21 protein-coding genes and 1 pseudogene are annotated in these 21,882 nt (G+C 62.4%); 8 read left to right on the forward strand and 14 right to left on the reverse strand.

Annotation, left to right across the window (positions count from 1 at the left end; translation table 11 throughout):
- A pseudogene (locus HMPREF2874_RS00485) lies at positions 1-246 on the reverse strand (C4-dicarboxylate ABC transporter substrate-binding protein); the annotation flags it as partial.
- Between the two features lie 365 nt (positions 247-611).
- The gene (locus tag HMPREF2874_RS00490) at positions 612-2,207 is read right to left on the reverse strand and encodes a DHA2 family efflux MFS transporter permease subunit (protein ID WP_049347058.1); all 1,596 of its coding nucleotides are present in this window, start codon (positions 2,205-2,207) and stop codon (positions 612-614) included.
- Positions 2,208-2,499: 292 nt separating this feature from the next.
- Here HMPREF2874_RS00490 and HMPREF2874_RS00495 point away from each other — a divergent pair, with 292 nt between their 5' ends.
- Entirely contained in the window at positions 2,500-2,817 is a 318-nt protein-coding gene (locus HMPREF2874_RS00495; RefSeq protein ID WP_070541905.1) for an acylphosphatase, read from the forward strand.
- A gap of 83 nt (positions 2,818-2,900) precedes the next feature.
- Here HMPREF2874_RS00495 and HMPREF2874_RS00500 read toward each other — a convergent pair whose 3' ends face one another.
- A complete protein-coding gene (locus tag HMPREF2874_RS00500; protein WP_070541758.1) occupies positions 2,901-3,560 on the reverse strand; it encodes a GNAT family N-acetyltransferase in 660 nt (219 codons plus the stop codon).
- Between the two features lie 250 nt (positions 3,561-3,810).
- Between HMPREF2874_RS00500 and HMPREF2874_RS00505 the strand changes: the two genes are divergently transcribed.
- The 3 genes from HMPREF2874_RS00505 to HMPREF2874_RS08935 all read left to right on the forward strand — a co-directional run bounded on the left by HMPREF2874_RS00505 (position 3,811) and on the right by HMPREF2874_RS08935 (position 5,656).
- Positions 3,811-4,392, forward strand: coding sequence for a peroxiredoxin (locus tag HMPREF2874_RS00505; RefSeq protein ID WP_070648390.1), 582 nt, complete (start codon positions 3,811-3,813; stop codon positions 4,390-4,392).
- A gap of 3 nt (positions 4,393-4,395) precedes the next feature.
- On the forward strand, positions 4,396-4,926 hold the full coding sequence (locus HMPREF2874_RS00510) for an alkylhydroperoxidase, AhpD family (RefSeq protein WP_049343570.1): 531 nt from the start codon (positions 4,396-4,398) through the stop codon (positions 4,924-4,926).
- 289 nt (positions 4,927-5,215) lie between these two features.
- A complete protein-coding gene (locus HMPREF2874_RS08935) occupies positions 5,216-5,656 on the forward strand; it encodes a GNAT family N-acetyltransferase (RefSeq protein ID WP_083309797.1) in 441 nt (146 codons plus the stop codon).
- A 129-nt stretch (positions 5,657-5,785) separates the two neighbouring features.
- Here HMPREF2874_RS08935 and HMPREF2874_RS00515 read toward each other — a convergent pair whose 3' ends face one another.
- Both HMPREF2874_RS00515 and HMPREF2874_RS00520 read right to left on the reverse strand, forming a co-directional pair.
- Positions 5,786-6,421 (reverse strand): L-alanine-DL-glutamate epimerase, encoded by a 636-nt coding sequence (locus HMPREF2874_RS00515; RefSeq protein WP_070648392.1) that lies wholly within the window; start codon positions 6,419-6,421, stop codon positions 5,786-5,788.
- 42 nt (positions 6,422-6,463) lie between these two features.
- The gene (locus HMPREF2874_RS00520) at positions 6,464-7,759 is read right to left on the reverse strand and encodes a multidrug effflux MFS transporter (RefSeq protein ID WP_246823728.1); all 1,296 of its coding nucleotides are present in this window, start codon (positions 7,757-7,759) and stop codon (positions 6,464-6,466) included.
- Positions 7,760-8,186: 427 nt separating this feature from the next.
- Between HMPREF2874_RS00520 and HMPREF2874_RS00525 the strand changes: the two genes are divergently transcribed.
- Entirely contained in the window at positions 8,187-8,996 is an 810-nt protein-coding gene (locus HMPREF2874_RS00525) for a trimeric intracellular cation channel family protein (protein WP_070648394.1), read from the forward strand.
- Between the two features lie 93 nt (positions 8,997-9,089).
- Here HMPREF2874_RS00525 and HMPREF2874_RS00530 read toward each other — a convergent pair whose 3' ends face one another.
- From HMPREF2874_RS00530 to HMPREF2874_RS00565, 9 genes are all read right to left on the reverse strand, one after another.
- On the reverse strand, positions 9,090-9,839 hold the full coding sequence (locus HMPREF2874_RS00530) for an amino acid ABC transporter ATP-binding protein (RefSeq protein WP_049347071.1): 750 nt from the start codon (positions 9,837-9,839) through the stop codon (positions 9,090-9,092).
- Positions 9,832-10,506 carry an amino acid ABC transporter permease gene (locus HMPREF2874_RS00535; protein WP_070648396.1) on the reverse strand — a complete coding sequence of 225 codons (675 nt, stop codon included), beginning with the start codon at positions 10,504-10,506 and terminating at the stop codon, positions 9,832-9,834. The genes HMPREF2874_RS00530 and HMPREF2874_RS00535 overlap by 8 nt, the downstream gene beginning before the upstream one ends.
- 28 nt (positions 10,507-10,534) lie before the next feature.
- Positions 10,535-11,353: a transporter substrate-binding domain-containing protein gene (locus HMPREF2874_RS00540; RefSeq protein WP_070648398.1), complete on the reverse strand. Its 819-nt coding sequence runs from the start codon at positions 11,351-11,353 to the stop codon at positions 10,535-10,537.
- Positions 11,354-11,621: 268 nt separating this feature from the next.
- Positions 11,622-11,792 (reverse strand): type 2 periplasmic-binding domain-containing protein, encoded by a 171-nt coding sequence (locus tag HMPREF2874_RS09095; RefSeq protein ID WP_210397934.1) that lies wholly within the window; start codon positions 11,790-11,792, stop codon positions 11,622-11,624.
- A gap of 356 nt (positions 11,793-12,148) precedes the next feature.
- Positions 12,149-13,294 (reverse strand): trans-sulfuration enzyme family protein, encoded by a 1,146-nt coding sequence (locus tag HMPREF2874_RS00545; protein ID WP_070648400.1) that lies wholly within the window; start codon positions 13,292-13,294, stop codon positions 12,149-12,151.
- Positions 13,295-14,009: 715 nt separating this feature from the next.
- Positions 14,010-14,516 carry a CoA-binding protein gene (locus tag HMPREF2874_RS00550; RefSeq protein WP_070648402.1) on the reverse strand — a complete coding sequence of 169 codons (507 nt, stop codon included), beginning with the start codon at positions 14,514-14,516 and terminating at the stop codon, positions 14,010-14,012.
- On the reverse strand, positions 14,516-15,979 hold the full coding sequence (locus HMPREF2874_RS00555; RefSeq protein WP_070648404.1) for an O-acetylhomoserine aminocarboxypropyltransferase/cysteine synthase family protein: 1,464 nt from the start codon (positions 15,977-15,979) through the stop codon (positions 14,516-14,518). The genes HMPREF2874_RS00550 and HMPREF2874_RS00555 overlap by 1 nt, the downstream gene beginning before the upstream one ends.
- 248 nt (positions 15,980-16,227) lie before the next feature.
- The gene (locus HMPREF2874_RS00560; protein WP_070648407.1) at positions 16,228-17,139 is read right to left on the reverse strand and encodes a YwqG family protein; all 912 of its coding nucleotides are present in this window, start codon (positions 17,137-17,139) and stop codon (positions 16,228-16,230) included.
- 269 nt (positions 17,140-17,408) lie between these two features.
- Positions 17,409-18,428, reverse strand: coding sequence for an ABC transporter substrate-binding protein (locus HMPREF2874_RS00565; protein ID WP_070648409.1), 1,020 nt, complete (start codon positions 18,426-18,428; stop codon positions 17,409-17,411).
- A gap of 157 nt (positions 18,429-18,585) precedes the next feature.
- Here HMPREF2874_RS00565 and HMPREF2874_RS00570 point away from each other — a divergent pair, with 157 nt between their 5' ends.
- The 3 genes from HMPREF2874_RS00570 (at position 18,586) to HMPREF2874_RS00580 (ending at position 21,839) form a co-directional block, all read left to right on the forward strand.
- Entirely contained in the window at positions 18,586-19,833 is a 1,248-nt protein-coding gene (locus tag HMPREF2874_RS00570) for a FecCD family ABC transporter permease (protein WP_049343545.1), read from the forward strand.
- A gap of 40 nt (positions 19,834-19,873) precedes the next feature.
- Entirely contained in the window at positions 19,874-20,923 is a 1,050-nt protein-coding gene (locus tag HMPREF2874_RS00575; protein ID WP_049343544.1) for a FecCD family ABC transporter permease, read from the forward strand.
- A 232-nt stretch (positions 20,924-21,155) separates the two neighbouring features.
- Positions 21,156-21,839 (forward strand): integrase, encoded by a 684-nt coding sequence (locus HMPREF2874_RS00580; protein WP_070648414.1) that lies wholly within the window; start codon positions 21,156-21,158, stop codon positions 21,837-21,839.
- Positions 21,840-21,882 lie beyond the last annotated feature (43 nt).

Genomic DNA, 21,882 nt, shown 5'->3' on the forward strand with positions numbered 1-21,882 from the left:
CATGTAGTCCATCTCGACGAAGATGTCCTTCTTCAGCGGATTGGCGCCCATCGCGGGGTAGTCCACGTCGATCTTGCCGTCGCCGTCGCCGTCGTAACCCTTCATCTCCCAGGTGTTGGGGATGCCGTCACCGTCGATGTCGGGGTTGTAGGCGTTAGCCGCGGGCGCCGCGACCGTGCCGAGTACCAGCAGGGCCGCCGAAGCGAGCGCGGTACGCACCAGGCGGGGGGACAGGGAGAAAGCCATAAAGTATCTCTCTTCGTATCTTGACCACGCGGGAGGTTGCATCATCTGGCATTGCGCACGGTATGGGTTGTACGGGTCCGGTTCTATGGTGAGTAGAAGTGTCAGGCGGCTACCGCGTGGTTCAGTGGTCATATGTGTGTCGCTGCCGCCGGCATGTAGCCGGTGTGCCGCGAGTGAGCGCGGCATTTAAAAGACAGCGGGTCACTGCCGAACCCTCCGATGGAGGAAAAGGAGCCGTTCTTGGTTCTCTTCTGTTCGACGGTGACCCGCCTCATCATACACAGAGTGCATCTAGTTTGTCCCGGTATTCGCACCGTATCTCAGGTTATGCACCGTTTATGACGTAAAACGTTTTGATAAGCCTTCTATTTAGTATTTTCTGACTCAGGCTCTGCCTCAGCGTTCTGTGCAGCGTTCTGTGCGGTGCCCCTCGCCTCGGAGGTCTTCATGGAGGCGTAGAACAGACACACGACGGCGCCCACCGCCGCGGCGACCAGCGGAAGCATCATGGAATCAGCCATTGCCACCGCGTAGGGTTCACGTAGAATCTGCGGAAGCACGCCTCCAGCAGCACCGTCGTGAGAGCCACCGCCCGCTGCGGCAGCCGGGCCCAACGCGGACAGGTGCGAGGTAATCGCAGAAGCCATGATGGTCGTAATCGCAGCCGAACCCAGCACCGACGCCATCTGGCGGGTCTCGTTATACACGCCCGAACCGGCACCGGCACGCTGCGGCGGCAGGTTACGGGTCGCCGACACCGACAGCGGACCCCAAATGCAGGAGTTCGCCGCGCCCAGAATAATCATCGGGCCAACCATCAGCCACAGGTTGCCGTCCGCAACCATCGTCGGGCGGAGCAGAGCAAAACCAACAACCATCAGCGTAAAACCAATTACCGCAATCCACTTCGGGTCGTTACGGTTCAGACGCGCACCCACCACCGGCGCCAACGCGCCCGAGAACAACGCCATCGGGGCGGTCATCAGCGCAGCCTGGGTCGGGTCCAGGCCCTCCACTTGCTGCAGGTACAGGGTCAGCGGGAACGCCATGCTGATAGCGACCACGCCCATAGCCGAGATAGCCACATTCGATACGGAGAAGTTACGGTCACTGAACAGGCTCAGCGGAACCAGCGGCTCACGCGGGTTAATGGCCTGCCACCCGATGAACAGGCCCAGCACCAGAATGCCGGCAATAATCAGGCCCCACACGCTCACCGGAACACCGGTACCCATAAACGAGTCAGTGATGGTGCCCCAGTCGTAGGTGGCGCCTTCCTGAATACCGAAAACCAGCAGAAACAGACCGACCGCCGAAAGCACCACACCCAACCAGTCGAAGCTGTGCTTCTTCTGCTCGAACACCGGCACGTTACGCCACGCCAAGAACAGGCCGACCAGGCCGACCGGAATGTTGATGAAGAAAATCCAGCCCCAGCTGAGGGTGTCTACCAGCACGCCGCCCAGAATCGGGCCGACCAGCGAGGCGATACCCGCAGTCGCACCCCAAATGCTCATGGCAACACCACGCGCATTCGGCGGGAACATCAGCGTAATCAGAGACATGGTCTGCGGGGTCATCAGCGACGCGCCCAGGCCCTGCACCACACGGGCGGTAATCAGCGACTCAACGTTCGGCGCCAGACCACACCACAGGGAGGCAAGCGTAAAGATGCCCATACCGATTATGTACAGGTTCTTCTGCCCGAAGCGGTCACCCATACGGCCGGTAATGAGCAGCGGCACCGCATACGCCAGCAGGTAGGCGCTCGTCACCCACATACCCGCCGACAGGGATGCATCCAGATCCTGCAGCATGTGCGGCAGGGCGATGGTGACGATATTGCCATCCACCAGGATCATGAAGAAGCCAACAACCAGGGACCAGAGAGCAGGCCAGGGCTTGTAGGGTGTCTTCGCCGGGTTACCGACGAGAGGCGCTTTCTTGGGGCGTGAACTCAATGATCCTCCAGCGGATGAGCGTTGCGGGTACAGTCTGTGTGTTCAGCGTTGCCGCTGATAAATATCACCCCATCTTACTCCCCTTGTGGGCGCGGCTCCGGTTGCTCTACCCTAATCAGCGCTCAGCAGCCGCTGACCGGCGCGTGCGCGCGGCAACCGGGCAACAGGCGCCCTGATGCCCCCCCCGAAGCACTCTGAACCCTCTAGACTGAAGCTATAAAGCTAATCCGGGAGCCGCCAATGCTGGCGCGCCCCATCTGACCACCCCAATAAGACGACCCCGGGAGGACCCATGGGTTTCTTTGACTTCTTTACCGACCGAACCCCGGCAGAGCCCGCCGAAATCCGCCTCGTCGCTTTCGTGAGCGGCAAGGTGCAGGGCGTGGGCTTCCGCTGGTGGTGCGCCGGCACCGCCAAGCCGCTGGGCCTGACCGGGTACGCCGAGAACCTCGACGACGGGCGCGTCAAGGTGATTGCGGAGGGGACGGCCGCCTCCTGCGCTCGCCTGGTGGATATTCTGCGCGGCGACGATACCGCGGGCCGCGTGGATGAGGTTCTCGTCGGGTGGGAGGAGCCGTCCGGCTCGTTCCGCGGCTTCGGCATCAGGTAGCCTCCCCAGTCTTTATTTAGGGCGCGCCGGATGCTCTCCTCACTACGAGGAAGCACCCGGCGCGCCCCTATGCTGTGCGCGGGTTAACCCCGCGGGTCCGCCCAGAGTGCCGCGAACTGAGCGCGGGTCATATCGGCGCGGCGCACCCGGTGCTGCACCGGGTGGCCGTTCTCGTCGGGGCGGCCGGAGTTTGGGTCAATATCGTCGTAGATGCCGGTGAAACCCGCCTTGACCGCCACACGCTCTGAGGGCTCGTTACCCGCCAGGGCGGTCCAGCGCACGCGTTCGAGGCCCAGTCCGAGCGGGTCGAAGGCGTAGCCGAGGACGGCTCGCAGTGCCTCGGTCATGTAGCCCCTGCCGCGCGCTTTCGGGGCGGTGTAGAACCCCAGTTCGGCGCGGGTTCCGGGGCTTTCGGGGGTACCGTCAGCCAAGCGCAATTCAATGGTTCCGGCAAACACGCCGGAGGCGTCAATCGCCCAACGCTGAATCTGCCCGGCGGCAATCTGTCGGATGGTGGTGAGCAGGTAGTCCTCGGCGTCAGCGCGCGTGTAGTTCAAGGGAATGCGGGTGTAGCGGAGGGTTTCTTCGTCGCGGCAGGATTCCACGATGTCGGGGATGTCCGCTTCGCGTAGGTGGCGCAGGGTGAGGCGTTCGGTAATGAGTTCGGGCTGGTTGGGCTCTACATATTCGCTGTGTTCTAAGAAGTCACTGTGTTCTAAGAAGTCATTGTGTTCGGGGGTCATGATTCGAGCTTAACCCCTGGGGTTTGTAGGTGGGATTTGCGCATGGATATTTGCACGGGGGAAGATTTTTGAACGCCCCGGAATGTTTGGTGATGCATATCATACTTAAACCTTCGGGTTTTAATCCAAGGCCACTTGATTATTATGAATTATTCATAATAAAATATTTATCGAGCCCGCCCATTGGGCACCACTTAGAACAAGCGCCGCGCAACGAATCCGCGCGGCACGAAACAGAAAGAAGAACACCATGGCAGTTCTGACCATCGGCGACCAGTTCCCCGCATACGAGCTCACCGGCGTTGTCCCCGGCAAGCTGGCTGACATCGAAGCAACCAAGCCCGAAGACTACTTCACCACCGTCTCCTCCGAGGGTCTGGACGAAGGCACCTGGCGCGTCGTCTTCTTCTGGCCGAAGGACTTCACCTTCGTTTGCCCCACCGAGATTGCCGCATTCGGCAAGCTCGCTGACGAGTTCGAGGCACGCGACACCCAGGTGGTCGGTGTTTCCGTTGACAACGAGTACACCCACTACGCATGGCGCCGCTCCCACGAAGAGCTCCTGGACCTGCCCATCGTCATGGCATCCGACCTCAAGCGTGAGCTGGTTAGCGCACTGGGCATCCTGAACAAGGACGGCGTTGCAGACCGTGCAACCTTCATCATCGACCCCCACAACACCATCCAGTCGGTCTCCATTACCGCTGATTCCGTCGGCCGTAACACCGACGAGGTGCTCCGCCAGCTGGACGCCCTGCAGTCCGACGAGCTGTGCGCATGCAACTGGAAGAAGGGTGCAGCAACCATCGACGCATTCAAGGAGATGAAGTAATCCATGAGCATCGATAACCTGCGTTCGGCTCTGCCTTCCTACGCGAAGGACATGAACCTCAACCTGTCCTCTCTGCCCCGCATCACCTCCCTCACCGAGCAGCAGCTCTGGGGCGCAATCCTCGCAACCGCAGCGGCAACCAAGGTTGACTCCGTCGTTGTTGAGATTGCTGCAGAGGCTAAGGAGCACCTGAGCGACACCGCTTACGAGGCTGCTCTGGGTGCTGCATCCATCATGGGCATGAACAACATCTTCTACCGCACCCGTGGCTTCCTGAACGGTGCATACGATGACCAGCGCGCAAACCTGCGTATGCAGATCATCGGCAAGAACGGTGGCATTGAGAAGCTGGACTTCGAGATGTTCGCTCTGGCAGTGTCCGCAGTCAACGGCTGCTCCCACTGCGTTGAGGCTCACGAGCACACCCTGCGCGAAGAGGGCGCAACCAAGGAGCAGGTCAACGACCTGATCCGTATTGCCGCAACCCTCGGCGGCGTGGCACAGGGCATTCAGCTGGCTGAGGCACTGGGCTAAAACCCCACCGCCTCAGCGGCCTGGTTCGGCACATCGAACCCGGTACACCGAGACGAGGTCCGCGCAGGCGCGCACCGGGTAGAGCACACACAGGGCCCGGTGACGTCTCCGCACCGCCTCGGTGACGCATCCACAGCGATGCAGGAGAGATGAGAAGCGGCGCATCCGCTCCCCCACACGGGGGCGGATGCGCCGCTTCCTTTATGCACAGATTATGCCCTGCAGTAGCTAAAAACGCGTTGGACGGCGGTTTCCTAGCTCCCTCGATTTGGCGCTATACAATGCCTGTATGCGGTACTGTATTTTGGGCTCCACCAGCCCCCTTCCCAGCGTGGAAGAACTCACTGAGCTTTACGATTCTGTCGGGTGGAGCGCCTATACCAAAACACCTGAACGTCTCATCCCGATGCTCGAAGGGTCGCGGTATCTCTACACGGCACGAGAGACAACGCCTAAAGGAACGGGACGGCTCATCGGGCTAGTACGCGCCGTCGGGGACGGTCAATCTATCGCCTATATTCAGGATCTTCTGGTGTATCCGCATACCCAGCGTCAGGGTGTTGGTTCTGCGCTTCTAAAGCGTGTCATTGATGACTTTGACCGAGAAGACATTCGACAGCGGCTCATTACTACCGACGTTGCTACTGAACACGCTGTTGCGCTCTACAAACGCTACGGTTACGCCCCCGTAGAGGTAGCAGGGTGCATCACCCTTGCATGCTATCGATAAGGCAATATCGCATGCGGCTCAACTCGTTCGAGCTGACTGAGGCGCTGGGCTAAACCCACTAAGCATTAGAGCTTACACAGAAGCGGCGCATCCTTCCCTTTCCGGGTCGGATGCGCCGCTTTGTTTTAACTACTTTTGGCTGTCCGCAGAGACAGTGCGCAGGGCGGCATCCCAGCTACTCGCCAGGCGCGTCGCCGCGGCAACCAGAGACGCCAAGTCCTCGGCGTACACCGGGGTCGAGCGCACGCCCGCGCACCAGTCAATCGTGCCCAAACCCAGCCAGGGCTTACCGGTGAAGAGCTCTCGACGCAGCGCCACGCGGCGCTTACCTAAGGCGCGGCGACCGGGCACGTACCCGCCGCGGCTGATGAACAGCGCCTCGCGTCCCTCGCACTCAACCAGAGCCCCCAGGGCCTTCAACGCAGGAACCCAGCTCGGTTCCCCCGCTCTCGCCAGGTCGGCCAGGTCGGGGTACTCGCTCTCGTGCTCGGCCACGCTCACGCCCAGGATGTACTGGTAACGCACCTGCCCCAGCTCCTGCGGCAGGCCGCGGTCAGCGGTCTGAATCGTGCCACACAGGTGTCGGGCGACCGGCTCACCCTCGGTATTCACGCCGGCCAGGGGCAGATCGGGACCGTCCAGATAGAGCCCCACCGCGCCGGTCCCCGTAATGTTGGGGCGCACCGACCAGCCGGGAAGCGCCTCCTCCAGATGGGGTATAACCCCCTGTAGGACCCCGAAAACTTCGTCGCGCGATACCGCCACGGCGGCTCCTTTCACCTTACGCAGATTTCGTCTAGTCCCAGCTTAGCGAGCGTTCCGGCTACGCGAAGGCAACCACACCATGAGCGCCGACAGCGCCGTGCCGGCAAACATCATCACCGCCATGGACTCCACCGCATTCAACGGGCTCAACGCCAGCAGCAGCGAAGAAATGATGCCGCTACCGTACTGGAAAGAACCCAGCAGGGCCGCAGCGGTACCGGCAACAGCGGGCTCCACCGAGTTCAGCGCCGCGGCATTCGTGCAGGCAGCCACCACACCGTTCATGCCGAACACGAAGAACACCGTGACCACCACGCCCAGCAGGCCACCCACACCGGTCACGCCGGTGGTAGCGAGCGCCGCACCCGCCACGGTAGCGACCAGGGTCGCGACCTTGAGGATGCCGCGCAGGCTGTAGCTCTTCACCCACCGCTTATTGAAAGCGGTCAGGCTCATCACGCCAATCATGTTCATGCCGAACAGCAGACCGTAGTAGCGCGGGTCCACGCCGAAGTGGGTGATGTACACGGTTGAAGAGTTCGTGATAAACGCGTAAATGGAAATGTAGTAGAAGCACACGCACAGCACGTAACGCATGAACGGGCCGTTCCTAAAAAGCACCGGATAGTTCACGAATGCCGAAAGAATCGAGCCGCTATCGCGCTTAGCCGGGGGCAGGGACTCGGGCAGGAACAGAATCAGCCCGAATATAACGAGCGCAACGGCAGCAATAGCCCAGAAAGTCCAGCGCCAGCCGCCCGCAACCACCAGGAAGCCACCCATGAGCGGCCCAAGAATCGGGGCGAGCGCCATAATCAGCATGAGCGTGGAGAGCACCTGCGCGGCGCGTGTTCCCTCGTAAAGGTCACGCACGATAGCGCGCGCCAGCATGGGGCCGGTGCATGCGCCGACCGCCTGCAGCACGCGGGCGATGACGAGCTCCGGCATGGTGTCGGCGATGGCGCACCAGGCGGAGCCCAACGCGAAAACAATCATGCCCGCAGCCAGCGGAATCTTACGGCCCACGCGGTCGCTGACCGGGCCCAGAATCAGCTGAGCCAACGCGAAACCCAGCAGGAAGCCGGTAATCATGAGTTCCTCACCGGAGCCGAGTTCCGCGGTGATTTCGGGAACGCCCGGCAGGAAAATATCCGTTGCGAGGGCCGTGCAGGCCATGAGAGCGCTGAGGGTGATGTACAGCAGGAGGGTGCGCTTCGCCCCGTAGCTATCGGGGTGGGGCGTGTGGGGCTCTGCTGCGCCCCGAGAGGTTGAGTGAAAAGTGGACGAGGCGGTGGATGCGTCAGCAACCGTCTCAGAATTCGTTAGAGATGAGGCCATATGTCCTTAATTCTTGAGGCGCGGGGTATGCTCGCGTCTCAGCGATACTGTATGAGATTATGTCTGCGTGGTGCCGCCCGTGGCCCTCGCGGCGAGGTGGTTCCTCCGCAAGAGGGCATAGAAAAACCCGTGGGCGGATAAAACGGGCGGTTAACCAGTGTACGCCCGCGCAGGGCCCCACGGAAATGAAACATCCGCCCGCCGAACCGTTCGAGGCCCCGGGGCTTGGGGTCCGTTCCCCGATTTGACTCGCTCTCAACTAGGAGCGTTGCCGAACCCGGGGCTACAATAAATCGGTGCCAATTCAGGTACGCGCACAGGCAAACAGAGCCGGATGCGGTGATAACGTCGTCACCCGACCCCCCGTTGCGCGCACTTCCCCTACCGACACCCATAGCACACGCATCACGTACGCAGGAGAACGCCCATGCATGAGTTCTTTGACCCGGATCAGGTATTCCGCATCGTCGACATTGCCGCCGTTGTCGCCAACGGCCTGCTCGGCGGTGCCGTGGCGCGCGCCTTCCGGTTCGACATTGTGGGCTTCCTGCTGCTCGCCGTTGCCTGCGGTATGGGCGGCGGCATGATTCGTGACGTGCTGCTGAACTCGGGCCTGCCCGTGGCGCTCACCGACGGCGGCTACTGGATCGGCGCGATCGGCTCGTCCATCCTGGCGTACAGCATTGATCTGAGCGCCCGCTGGGCAACCCGAACCCTGCTCGTCGTGGACTTCGTGGGCATGGGGTGTTGGGCCGCGACCGGCACCATCAAGTCCCTGAACCTGGGCCTGCACTGGCTGCCGTCCATTACCCTGGGTATCACCACCGCCGTGGGTGGCGGCCTGATTCGCGACATCATGGTCAACCGTATTCCCGCGATTTTTGGCGGTAACTCCCTGTACGCGACCGTCGCCCTGGTCGGCGCCGGGGAGACGGCCCTCGTGACGGGCCTTTTCCACCGCCCGAACCTGGCGATGGCGCTGTCCATCCTCCTGTGCCTGATACTGGGTGTGCTCTCCCACGCGCGGAACTGGCAGCTGCCCACCACCCCGGGCGGCCTGCAGGTGCACCGCCCGCGCCTCATCACCTTCTTCAACCGCAAAGAAAGCGCGGTGCACAACGAGGGCTGGTCACCGGGTGAGCCGCTCACCGATCAGCTGCAGGTGGTCAGCCCCGAGCAGCTGGATGAGTACCGCCGCGCTAAGGCGCGAACCAGGCCCCGCAGGGACGAAAAATAGCGGAAGGGTGGGTCGGTATCCCCGTAGGGAACCGGCCCACCCTTCCGTTTTGGGCTCCACCGCCATGCGCTGAGGCAGGGCTAGTGCGGCAGGCTAGATGGTGTACTCGGTGCTGTCGTACACGGTCAGGAACTTGCGGATGCGCTCATCGTCCGAGGCGAAGAATCCGGTCGGCTCGCCGTTGTAGCGCAGCGTACCGTTCTCCAGGAACACGATGCGGTCCGCGACCTTCTTCGCGAACGCCATATTGTGCGTCACGATGACCAGGGAGCGGCCCTCCTTCGCCAGCTGCATGAGCACGCGAATCACCTCGGCCTCCAGCTCGGGGTCCAGGGCGCTCGTCGGCTCGTCGAAGAGCAGGTAGGCCGGTTCCAGTGCCAGGGCGCGGGCAATCGCCACACGCTGCTGCTGGCCGCCCGAAAGCGACTCCGGGTAGGAGCCGGTCTTATCGGCAAGGCCCACCTTGGCGAGCAGTTCGCGGGCGCGCTCCTCAGCCTGCTTGGCGTCCAGGGTGCCGTTCAGGGTCGGGGCGAGCGCCACGTTCTTCAGCGCTGTGTAGTTCGGGAACAGGTTGAACTGCTGGAACACCATCGCCGAGCGGGAGCGAATGTCACGCACCTGCGCATCGGTGAGCTTCTGACTGTAGTCCACCTGCGCGTCGTCAATGGTGAGCGTGCCGGACTGCGGGGTTTCCAGCAGGTTCAGGCAGCGCAGCAGGGTCGACTTGCCGCTACCGGAGGGGCCCAGAATGACGGTGGTTTCGCCGCTGGGGATGTCCAGGTTGATGTTCTTGAGCACCTGCGTCTCACCGAAGCTCTTCGAGAGGGACTCCACGCTAAGCATTGCGGCTCCTTACGTAACGGTTGCTGTACTTCTCCAGGGCCGACTGCGCAGCGGTCAGCACGGTAAAAATCACCAGGTAGATGACGGCGACCTCAGAGTACATTGCCAGCGGCTCGAAGGTACGCGAAGCAATCTGCTTGCCGGTCTGGAACAGGTCAACCATCGAAATGACCGATACCAGCGAGGTGCCCTTGATCAGGTCGATGAAGTTGTTGCCCAGGTTCGGCAGTGCGATGCGCACCGCCTGCGGAATCACGACGTAGCGCAGGGTCTGCAGGCGGGTGAAGTTCAGGGTCGCTGCCGCCTCAAACTGGCCGCCGGGGATAGCCGCCACGGCGGAACGGAAGGTCTCAGCCACGTACGCGCCGGTGTGCAGGCTCATCGTGATGATGGCGGCGCTCCACACGTCCAGGGCGATACCGACTTTCGGCAGGCCGTAGAAGACGATGAACAGCTGCACCAGCAACGGGGTGCCACGGAAGACCCAGATATACAGCCACGCCAGCCAGTTCACCGGGGCAAAGCGGCTCGTGCGCGCGCCGGCGGACACGATGCCCACCAGCAGCGCCAGCGCGAAGGAGATGAGCGATAGCGGAATGGTCACTGCCACCGTTGCGGTCAGCAGCTGCGGCAGCGATTCTGCCCAGAGGTTGAGGTAGCGTTCCATGCGCGGAACTCAGCTCCTTATGAGAGTGTTAGTTCTTCGGGGAGAGGTCTTCGCCCACGTACTTTTCGTAGATGGCCTTGATATCGCCGTTCTCCAGGTGCTTCTTCAGCGACTCGTCGATGGCGTTGCGCAGGGCGTCCTGGCCCTTAGCCATCAGGATGGAGGAGTTGCTGCCGGTGCCCAGGTCGCCGGAGAGCAGGCGCAGGTTAGCGTCCGGGTGCTCCTTGAAGTACTCAGCGAAGGACACGGAGTCGTTCGCGGTCATCTCGGCGCGCCCCGACAGGACCTGCTCGATGGCCTCATCGAAACCGGAAACAACCACGATCGAGGCGCCCTTAGCCTCCACCATCTTGCGGAAGTTCGAAGTCTCAGACTGCGCCGAGGAGTGGCCGGAAATCTCGCTCACGTTCTGCAGGGAAGAATCCTTCTTCACGGCGACCTTCGGCTCGGAGTACAGGTAAGGTACGGAGAAGTCGTACTTCTGCTTACGCTCGTCGGTTGCGGAGACGTTGTTGATGACGATGTCGTAGCGGTCAGCGTCCACACCTGCAATCAGCGAATCCCAGGGGGTTTCGATGAACTCGGCGGTCACGCCCAGGTCCTTGGCGATCAGGTCGACGATTTCCTTCTCGAAACCGACCAGGGTGCCGTTCGAGTCGTGGAAGGAGAAGGGGCGGTAGGTGCCTTCCAGGCCCACACGAATCTTGCCGGCAGACTTAATAGCCTCCAGCTTGTTGGTGCTGGATGCGGTGCTGCCGCCGTTGGAGCCGCAGGCGGCGAGCAGGGCTGCCAGGCCGGTGAAGGCGGTGCCTGTGAGGACGGTGCGGCGGTTAATCATTGCGGACATGGTTCTTCCTTTGCGTCGTAGTTGATGCTCTTGTAGTTGCGGGCTGTCACCCTGTGATTACTCGGGGCATCATGCGGGGTGCCCCTTCTTAGCGGGTGCAACGCTGGCTATCCTACAGCTATTCCCAACCCGAGAGAATTCAACGTAATATTCCGTCATATTCTCTCATCAATACGGGAAAAGCGGCTGAGACATCAACCACGACGCGGTGTCGGAAGTCCTGGAAGGCTGGGTTTTTCGAGCTTCTGAGAAGGCTGTTCCAAGAAGCCTAGGCGGCCTCACCTTCCAGCAGACGCAGGTTGGCGTCCGGGTGCTCCTTGAAGTATTCGGCGAAGGAGACGGAGTTGTTGGCGGTCAGCTCGGCGCGGCCGGTGAGCACCTGCTCGATGGCCTCGTCAAAGCCGGTGACCTCGATGACGGTGGCACCGCGTTCCCCCACGAGCCTGCAGGTTATCGCGGGTGGGGTTCGCGCCGCGCTGGTTCTGCTGGCTCATGGTGGTTCTCTTCCGTTCGGGCTACCCCGAACGCGGGTGTAGCTGGTATTCGTCGTGTATCCGGAATTTACCCTACCCGCATTTTTTATGCCGTTCTAGCCCCGAGTCACGGGGGTTAATATGTTCACGCAACGTCATATAAAAATGCGTTGAGGGCGCACAAAATACCCGCATTAAAACATTCTTTTACGGTGAAAGAAATATATTAATCCGGGTATTTTGAGTGATATTACGACGTATATTCGGGGCGCCTAGAATCACGCCATAGGGTCGCGCGGTATCTGATACTCAGGAACTACGCCTAATGAGCCAGGGCCGCGGTCAGGCCGCGCTCCAAATCCTCGATGATGTCCTCAATCTCCTCAATACCGATGGCCAGGCGGATGAGGTTGTCGCTCACGCCGTACTCGTCGCGGTGCGCCTGCGTGTAGGCGGCCTGCACCATGAGCGCGGGACGAACCACCAGCGACTCGATACCGCCCAGGCTCACCGCGTGGCTGAAAATCTTCAGGGCTTCGAGGAAGGCGGGCAGGTCTGCGCCGTCCACCAGCTCCATGGAGATGAGCGCGCCCAGGCCGTTCGCCTGGCGGGCGTGCACCTGCGCCTCGTACTCGCTGTGCGAACCCGCGTAAAGCACGCGCTTCACGGCGGGGTGCGCCTCCAGGTAGTTGATGACCTCGATGGTGTTCTTCTGCTGCTGGGTCAGGCGCAGCTTGAGGGTCTTAACCTCCTGCAGCAGACGGTAGGAGTCGGTGGGCGAAAGCATTGCGCCGGTAATCATCTGCAGGTGCCAGAGGCGCTCGGCGAGCGCGTCGTCGTTGGTTGCGGCGACGCCTCCGAGCAGGTCGGCATGGCCGCCCAGGTACTTGGTGGCGGACTGCACGCTGATGTCCGCGCCCAGGTCGAGGGGCTTCTGCAGCAGCGGGGTCATGAAGGTGTTGTCGACGACCACGATTGCGCCGTTGCGGTGGGCAATTTCGGCGATGGCGGCGATGTCACTCACGCGCAGCAGCGGGTTGGAGGGGCTCTCCAGGAACACCATGGTCACGTTGTCGGCGAAGTCCTCGTCGGTGAGGGTAGTGAAATCGCCGATGAAGCGGGTCTTGACGCCGCGGGCGGGCAGTTCGATGGTCGCGAAGCGGTAGGTGCCGCCGTAGGAGGGCATGCCCAGCAGCAGGGTTTCGCCTTCCTTGAGGATGCCGAGGGCGGCAGCGGTGGCGCCCATTCCGGAGGGGTAGGCGAAGGCGTGCTTGGCGCCTTCGAGGGTTGCGAGCGTGGTTTCGAGGGCCGCGCGGGTGGGGTTGCCGCCGCGCTGGTAATCGTAGGGGCCTTCGGTGCCGTCACAGGGCTGGGCGTAGGTGGTGGTCGTGTAGATCGGAGGCAGGATGGAGCCGTACGGGTTGTCGCGGTCCGTGGTGTGAATTGCCTTCGTGGTGAATCCGGTCATGCTGTCCTCGGCTAAGGTTGGGCATAAAATGCGGGGATAAATACACTGTCAGCTTATGGCTCTTTTGGGGCGCTGACTAGTTTTTTCTTTTCTATGACCGGGTGAATTTTTATGACCGAAAAACGGCGTTATATTTCGACATTTTAGACATATATTTCGTCATATTTCGCGCGTGAAAAGACCCGGCGGTCGGTACACGTGTGTGCTGAGTACCGGCCGCCGGGCTTCCATCTAGGATACCGGCTCACGGCGAGAAAGCGTAAGGGTAGGTTTACCTTAAAGCTGAACAGCCTCCCACAAGGGGCGATGCAGCTCATCAAAAGGGGCGCGCCCGGGAATCACCCGGGTACGCCCCTCCTTTTATGAGCACATCAACCTCATGATGCTAGGCCAGTTGCAGGAATGGTCATCACGTTAAAAAATCTTCCGTGATCCCACCCCGATACTGGTGCTCTCCTTACTTCGGTTCGCCGTAGAACCGAACATAAAAAGGACCCCCTCGAGATGCGCTTAGGTAAACCCAGAGGCGGAGGGGGGACTGTTACTAGCAGAGTAACACCGGCGAGACACGACCTCAAGGGAAATCAGAGACACCGGCAGAAATACGGAAGGGGCGCACCCGGGAATCACCCCGGGTACGCCCCTTCCGTTCAAACGCTTGCAAGCGCGTAATTTTTGTAATTACAAGCCACAGCCGCGGCTTACACAGCGCAGGCTACTTCGACAGCACCTGACGCTTCGCAGAAATCACGCCAGTATTGAAACCGGCCAGGTGCAGGCCACCGTGGAAACGCGCGTGCTCAATCTTCACGCACTTATCCATCACCACGTTCAGGCCGGCAGCCTCACCGATTGCGGCGGCCTCCTCACTCCAGGAGCCCAGCTGCATCCAGACGGTCTTCGCGCCCAGGTCCACGGCCTCCTGAACCACGCCCGGCAGGTCCTCATTACGGCGGAAAATCTCCACCAGATCCGGAACCTCCGGCAGGTCCTGCAGCGACGGATACACCGGCTGGCCCAGCACGAGCTTGCCCTTCGCCGCCAGAATCGGGTTCACGAAGTACAGCTTGTACGGCGACGCCGACTGCAGGTACGTCGCCACGAAGTAGGAGGCGCGCGAAATCTTATCGCTCATGCCCACAATCGCGATGGTACGGGTATTGCGCAGAATGTTCAGACGCTCGGGGGCGGAAGGACCCACCCAGGTACGCTTCTCGGTCATTACTTCTCCTCCTGAGCGGTAGCGGCGGGCAGGGAGCAGGATGCGCCAGCAACAGCTTTAGCGGCGGCAGCGTCCTCGGCGGCCTTGGCGGCGGCAACCGCCTCCTCGGCCTCCACAATCTTGTCTGCGCTGGACTCGCCCACACGCTCACCGGCGTGGTTCAGGCCGGTCGCGTAGGTCAGCGCCTGGTCCAGGTCCCAGATGATGTCTTCCACGTCTTCCAGACCCACCGAAATGCGGATCAGGTCCTCGCCCACGCCGGCGGCCTCAAGCTGCTCGCTGGAGAGCTGCTGGTGCGTGGTCGAACCCGGGTGCAGCACCAGGGTGCGGGAGTCACCGATGTTCGCCAGGTGGCTTGCCAGCTGCAGCGCACCAATGAACTCGCCACCGACCAGGCGGCCCGAAGCCTTCTCAGTGCCCTTCACACCGAAGGAGAACACGGAACCAACACCCAGCGGCAGCAGCTTCTTTGCGCGCTCGTGGTGCGGGTGGTCTTCCAGGCCAGCGTAGTTCACGTAGGCGATGCGGGCATCCTCAGCCAGCCAGTTGACGACCTGCTTAGCGTTCGCCAGGTGCGCGTCCATGCGCTGCGGCAGGGTCTCGACGCCCTGCAGCAGGTAGAACGCGGCCTGCGGGCTCAGCGACGGGCCGAAGTCGCGCAGCTGCTCGGAACGCAGCTTGGTGAGGAAGCCGTACTCGCCGAAGTTACCCCACCAGGACACGCCGTTGTAGGAGGGCACGGGCTCGGTCATGGACGGGAAGTTGCCGTTGCCCCAGTTGAAGCGGCCGGACTCGACGACGACACCGCCGAGGGTGGTGCCGTGGCCGCCCAGGAACTTGGTAACCGAGTGGATAACGATGTCCGCGCCGTGCTCGAGGGGGCGAATCAGGTAGGGGGTGGAGATGGTGGCGTCCACGACCAGCGGGATGCCGGCCTCGTGGGCGACCTCTGCCAGGCCCTCCAGGTCGGCGACCTCGCCGGAGGGGTTCGCCACGATCTCGGTGTAGATTGCCTTGGTGTTCTCGGTCAGTGCCGCCTTGTAGTCGGCGGGGTCGGTGCCGGGCACGAAGGTGGTCTCAATGCCGAAGCGGCGCAGGGACACGTCCAGCTGGGTGACGGTGCCGCCGTACAGCTGCGAGGAGGCGACGATGTGGTCGCCCTGCTGGCAGAGCGCCGCGAAGGTGATGAACTCGGCGGCCATGCCGGAGGCGGTGGCCACCGCGCCGATACCGCCTTCGAGGGAGGCGATGCGCTCCTCCAGTGCGGCGACGGTGGGGTTGGACAGGCGCGAGTAGATGTTGCCGTACTTCTGCAGGGAGAAGAGGTTCGCCGCGTCGTCAGCGTCTTTGAAGACGAAGGAGGTGGTCTGGTAGATGGGGACCGCGCGGGATCCGTGCTCGGCGTCGGGGGTACCGCCCGCGTGCAGTGCGCGGGTTCGGAAGCCGAAAGTGTGTTCAGCCATGGGTTTGCTCCTGGTGTATCTGCCCGCCGGGGATGGGCGGGGAGTCGATAGTGGCTCGACTTTATACTGTGCCACCGGCGCCGGGGCGTACCAAGTGCGGGTACCTATGTGTCGTTTGTTGCGGATTATGACGGGCTGGATTTTGGCGGGGGCTACCGTGCCGTTCTATGACGAAACCATGAAAGGGGAGGAAAATAGAGCGGTTATTCTCTATTCCCCTCCCCTGCGGCTACTCGGCCAAGGCCTTCTTAGCCGCAGGCCCACTCAAAGACGACCTGCGAGAAGTCGCGGGCGGCAAGCGCCTCCGGAGTAATCAGCCAGTTCGCCGCACCGGCGTCACCCCACATCACATACACGCCCTCCTCGGCGTCCTCGCCCCACTCTGATTCGATGGTCAGCAGGTTCACAGTATGGCCGCGTAGCTCCTCGAACTCGTCACGCGGGTCCTCCTGCACGAACGAGGGGTAGCCGCCGATATGCGAGTAATCCCTCTCCTCCGATTCGAAGGGCTCCAGCAGGTTGTAGGAGGCGTCACCGCGTGCGTTCGGTTCCTCGGGCAGCTTCTGGTCCGGGTACATCTCGTCCCAGATATCAGCGAACTGGTCGTAGATTTCGAAGCCGCCATCCAGGAAGCCCTGCTCCCAGGGTTCGAAGGCAAGTGCGTACTCGGTGGTTGCCTCAGAAACATCCATGCCCTCAGGTCCCAGAGGCCAGCCGTAATCACCCCAGTCGATGGTCGGGAAGGGAACCGGGAACTGCACATCCGGGTTCGGCTCACCCAACGTCTCGTAGTAGACGACGCGGTGATTCTTCTGCGAAAGAGGGTTCTCGTAGTCAAAGCCCCACAAGCACTCTTCGTCGTTCGGGTTAATCCAGAACTGCAACATACCGGTTGCCGGATAGATGTCGTTTTCGGGCAGCTCAGCGCAGTTAATCTGCGCAATCATGCCCAGCGGCTCACCCTTCTCATTGGTCGGCGCAGACTCCCCGGCGGGCAGGTACGGGCGGCCACCAAACTTGGATGCGGTCTGCGGCAGCGGGGCGTCGGGGAGGCTCACCTTCAGGCGGATTGCCTGCTTGCGGGCGCCACGTTCGTTGAGTGCGTCGATGACGCGGCGTGCCTGCGCCAGGGTCTCTTCGGAGGGCTTGTTCTTCGGCATTGCGTGCTCGTTTCGTCGGTGAATTAATCGGTGTAGAAGATTCGGTGTGTCAGGCGCGGGGCAACGGTACCGCTGCGCCTTCTACCCCCATTAGACCCTATTTCGGGCGGGCGCGCACCAATTCTGGTCACGAGTGCATCCGGCAGGCAAAAAGCAGGTGCCAAGCGTGCAGAAAGCCCCGCCTCCTCACCCTCATGCGCGGGCATGAGAGGTAAGAATGCGGGGCTTCTCAGCGAATCTCTACGAATCTCTACGAGAGGCTAGAACCTTTAGAGAGCCTTCTCGATGGTCTCCAGAACGCCAAGCGCGGCAGCCGGGCCAGCGTTCAGGAAGAACATGTCAGAATCCACGCTGTGCGCGTGCTTCTCGGTAACAGCCTTGAGGGTGCTCCACAGCGCCTCACTGGTCAGCTTGGACTCGTCGCCGCCCTGCACACCGTAGAACAGGTAGTCGCCGTCAGCCTGGTCAAGCTGCTCGGAGCTCAGGTCGATGGAGGTCTTCTCAACCTGCGCAGCTGCGGGACGTGCCAGGGACGCATCCGCGCAGATGGAGCCCACGAACGAGGACTTCGCGAAGATGCGGGTGCGGTCAGCGGAAGCGTACAGGAAGGAGAAGGTCTTCTCGCTGCCAGCCTTCTGACCGACCGACTTCGCCTTAGTGTTGTACTCCTCCATGAGCTTCTCAGCCTTCTCGGTGGTGCCCAGCGCGGCGGCGATCAGAAGGAAGTCCTGCTTCCAGTTAATGCCGGTACCCTCGGTGACCACGGTCGGCGCGATCTTGGCGAGGGACTCGTACAGCTCGTCCTTCTTGTTGGTGTTGTTGATGAGGATCAGGTCGGGCTTGAGGTTTGCGATGGCCTCAACGTCCGGGTCGGTGCGCTTGCCGACCTTGGCGATCTTGTCGAGCTCTGCTGACTTATCGGAGAACTTGGTCTTCAGGTAGGTGGGGACCAGGTCGGCGTCACCGGCGGTTGCCGCACCGACGGGCACGACGCCCAGGGAGAGCACGCCGTCGAGCTGACCGGTGGAGAGAATCACGACCTTGGAGGGTGCGGATTTGATGGTGGTTTCACCGCGGAAGTGCTTGACGGTGCGGGGGAATTCGCCGTCAACGGTGGTGGTGCCCATGCCGGAGGGCAGGGCGGAGGGTGCCACCTTCTTACCGGTCGCAGCAGCAGACGCGGAGGAAGAGCCAGAAGTGTTGGAGGAGCCGCATGCCGCCAGGGCGAGGGCGCCGAAGGAACCGAGTGCGAGTGCGCCGAAGGAGCGGCGGGTGATCTTGTTCGTCATATTTGCCATGCATATTAGGATAGCCTCATCTAAACCTGTAGGATACTAAAGGGCTCAGATTTTATTGCATATCTCACGTTTAGGACTGCCTGAACATCGCAATAATTCACCCTCACTTCCTGTACGGTAACCGCACGACAACCCACAAGCAGCCACGATGACACCACAGAACACCGCAGCCACCCCGGCAAGCGCCCCCGCGCGCACCACGGCCTACCGCGCCGCCCCCAGCAAGGAATCCATCGCGGCGGTTCGGGCGCTCTCCGGCTCCTCCGACCAGCTCGGCGGCAAGAACGGTAAGGGGCCGTCTATCTCGCGCGTCACCATCGCGCTCATCCTCGGATGCCTGCTGCTCGTGTTCCTCTGCGCTCTCTCCTTCGCGGTGGGTTCGCGCATGTTCGCCCTGGATAGGTCCGTCGATGGCTTCCTGAACCCGGACGCGAACACCATCGAGTCCAAGCTCATCTGGGCCAAACGCGCACCGCGCACCGCCGCGGCGCTGCTGGTGGGCGCGGCCCTGGCGGTATCGGGCGTGCTCATGCAGGCGCTGAGCCGCAACCCGCTGGCCGAGCCGGGCCTGCTGGGCGTGAACTCGGGTGCGGCCGCCTCCGTGGTCGTGGGCGTGGGTGTCTTCGGGGTGTCCTCCCCATTCGTGCAGCTGTGGCTGGCCTTGCTGGGTTCCGGCGTAGCCGCAACCCTCGTCTTCATGATGGGCCTGGTCGACTCCAAACCCAACCTGGACTCGACGGCCCGCCTCGTGCTGACCGGCGTGGCGGTCAACGCCTGCCTGGGAACCATTACCGGCGTCATCACGATGTTTAACTCCAAGGCCTTCGACTCGCACCGCTTCTGGGTGGTCGGCTCCCTGGAGAACCGCACCTTCGAGCAGGTGCTCTCGGCCCTGCCGTTCGTGGCGGTGGGCCTGGTGCTTTCCTTCATGCTGATCGGCCCGCTGCGCGCGCTGGCACTCGGCGAGGATGCGGCCGCCGGCCTGGGCGTGCCCGTCACCTTGGTGCGCGCCGCGACCATCATGGCCATCATGGCGCTCTGCGGCGCCTCGACCGCAATCGCCGGCCCCATCGGCTTCGTGGGTCTGGTTGTGCCCCACGTCATTCGCCTGCTGGCCGGCGCCGATATCGGGCGGGTGCTGCCGCTCTCGCTCGTGTACGGCCCGGCGCTCGTGCTCGCCGCCGATATTCTGGGCCGCGTGCTGGTTGTGCCCAGCGAGCTTGAGGTGGGCATCGTGACCGCGTTCATCGGCGCACCCGTGCTCATGCTCCTGGTGATGCATCTGAGCACCGGTCCGAGGGGCGCGAAGAAGAGCCGCATGGGCGCGAAGGCGCAGGCCCACGACGAGGCGGGCCCCGCCCACTCCCCCGAGCACGGCCACAGCCCCGTATTCTAGACTCCCGTTCGGCGCAACGATTTAGCGTGGTGAAAGACGTATGAGCACTGTTTCAATGTCCTCCCGCACTGCGGGCGGGCGCATCCGCATCCCGGGACGCTACCGCACCCCGATTCCCCGCACCCTGCTGGTGGTGGCACTCATTCTGGTGGTGGCCGCCGCATCCCTGATCTATGGGAGCTACGAGATGACCCCCGAGCAGGTCTTCCGCCTGATATTCCAGGGCGAGGGAACCGAGATTGAACGTCAGCTGGTGCTCAATCAGCGACTGCCCCGCATGCTCGCGGCCCTTGTCGTGGGTGCGGCCCTGGGCCTGTCGGGCGCGATTTTCCAGTCGGTGTCGCGCAATGCTCTGGGTTCGCCGGATATTATCGGCTTCACGGTGGGCTCCGCGACCGGCGCCCTGTCGGTGGTGCTCATCGGCCCGTTGGCCGCAACCGGCGTGGGCATGGGCATGGGCGCCATCCTGGGTGGTTTCGTGACGGCGGCCGTGGTGATGCTATTGGCCGGCCTGGGCGGCGGCGCCACGATGGGTCAGAAGATGGTGCTCATCGGTATCGCGGTGAGCGCGATGCTCAGCTCCGTGAACGACTACCTGATTACGCGCGGCGACCTGGAGAAGGCCGAAGCCGCGAAGACCTGGCAGCACGGTTCGCTCAATGCCATCTCGTGGGGGCAGATGGAGGTGCAGTCCATCATCCTGGTGATTGCGATTCCCCTGATTTTGATGCTGACGCGCCGCCTGCGCACCCTGGAGCTCGGCGACGACCTGGCGGCGGGTCTGGGCCTGCCGGTCAAGAGGAGCGTGAACCTGCTGGTGGCCGCCGCCGTGTTGCTGGTGGCTATTGCGATTTCCGTCGCGGGCCCGATTGGCTTCCTGGCGCTGATTGCCCCGCAGCTGGCGCGCCGCTTCTGGCACACGCCGGGCACGGCCATGTGGCATTCTGCCCTGATGGGTGCGGCAATCCTGGTGCTGGCCGATTTTGTGGCGGCCCGCGCGCTGGCGCCCTTCCAGATTCCAGTGGGCCTGGTGACGGGTGCAATTGGTGGCCTGTATATGCTGTGGTTGCTGAACCGTCAGCGCCACTAGCCTTCGCCGCAAACCACGAACCTGTAACGCGCCGCCGGGTGCCTCTCAGCGAGGTGCCCGGCGGCGCGTTAAATATTTTCTAGATTTACCCGGGGGTAAAACAAAGAACGCTTATCGTGTCAGGGGTCGCCCATAGAGTGTAGGTGTTGGAAGGGACGGTCCTTCCGACCGGGCACGCCGCCTCCCGCGGTGTTGCTAACGGGCCAATTCAGCATCTACGGAAGGAACGGTCATGGAAAACACCACTCGCGAGGGCCAGTACGTACAGGCGCAGATTTCTTGCACTGCCGATGAGCAGCTTCGCTGTGATGAGGAGTTCAACTGGCTGATGCAGTGCGGCACCGTGGTGCGTATGGAACGCTTCGACGTGGAGGAGTTCCGCACCGTTCTGGAGCAGCTGGTTGCCGAAGGCTCATGCTTCCGTACCGCGCCGGTATCCTCGACTATGGGCCGCGTGATGCGTCACCTGACTCAGGGTGCTTCCGGTTACGAGGAGAACCTGCGCGAGCTACGAGCTGCGGCCCAGAACGCTCTGCTGTTCGTGTTCCCCCTGGAGAAGGACCTGGAGATGTGCCTGCGTTTTGAGCGCGTGCAGGGTACCGGGCTGGCACTGACCCGCCTGGGCGTGAGCCCGGTCAATGGTGACCTGTGGGTCAAGCACTGGGCCATGCGTTCTCTGGAGTGCACCGATGCGGTATTCGCGGTGGAATCCGCTCCGGGTGCCTGCAATTTTGAGCTGCGCCGCAAGACGTTCTACGCGATGCTTTCGATGGTTGAGCTGTCGACCTTGGGTCTGGCGGCTGAGCCGAAGGACTTCTCCATGTTCGACGACCCGAAGGCTGTGTGCACGAAGTTCAAGCGTGAGCGCCGCGATTGCCGCCGCGCGATGCGCGCCCAGTACGACCGCGCCGCGTAAGGCATGTGTGTATGCCCTACTCGGCATACGCGTTCAAAGGCCT

Origin of the sequence: Rothia sp. HMSC068F09 (assembly GCF_001812775.1) — a bacterium.
Lineage (GTDB): Bacteria > Actinomycetota > Actinomycetes > Actinomycetales > Micrococcaceae > Rothia > Rothia mucilaginosa_A.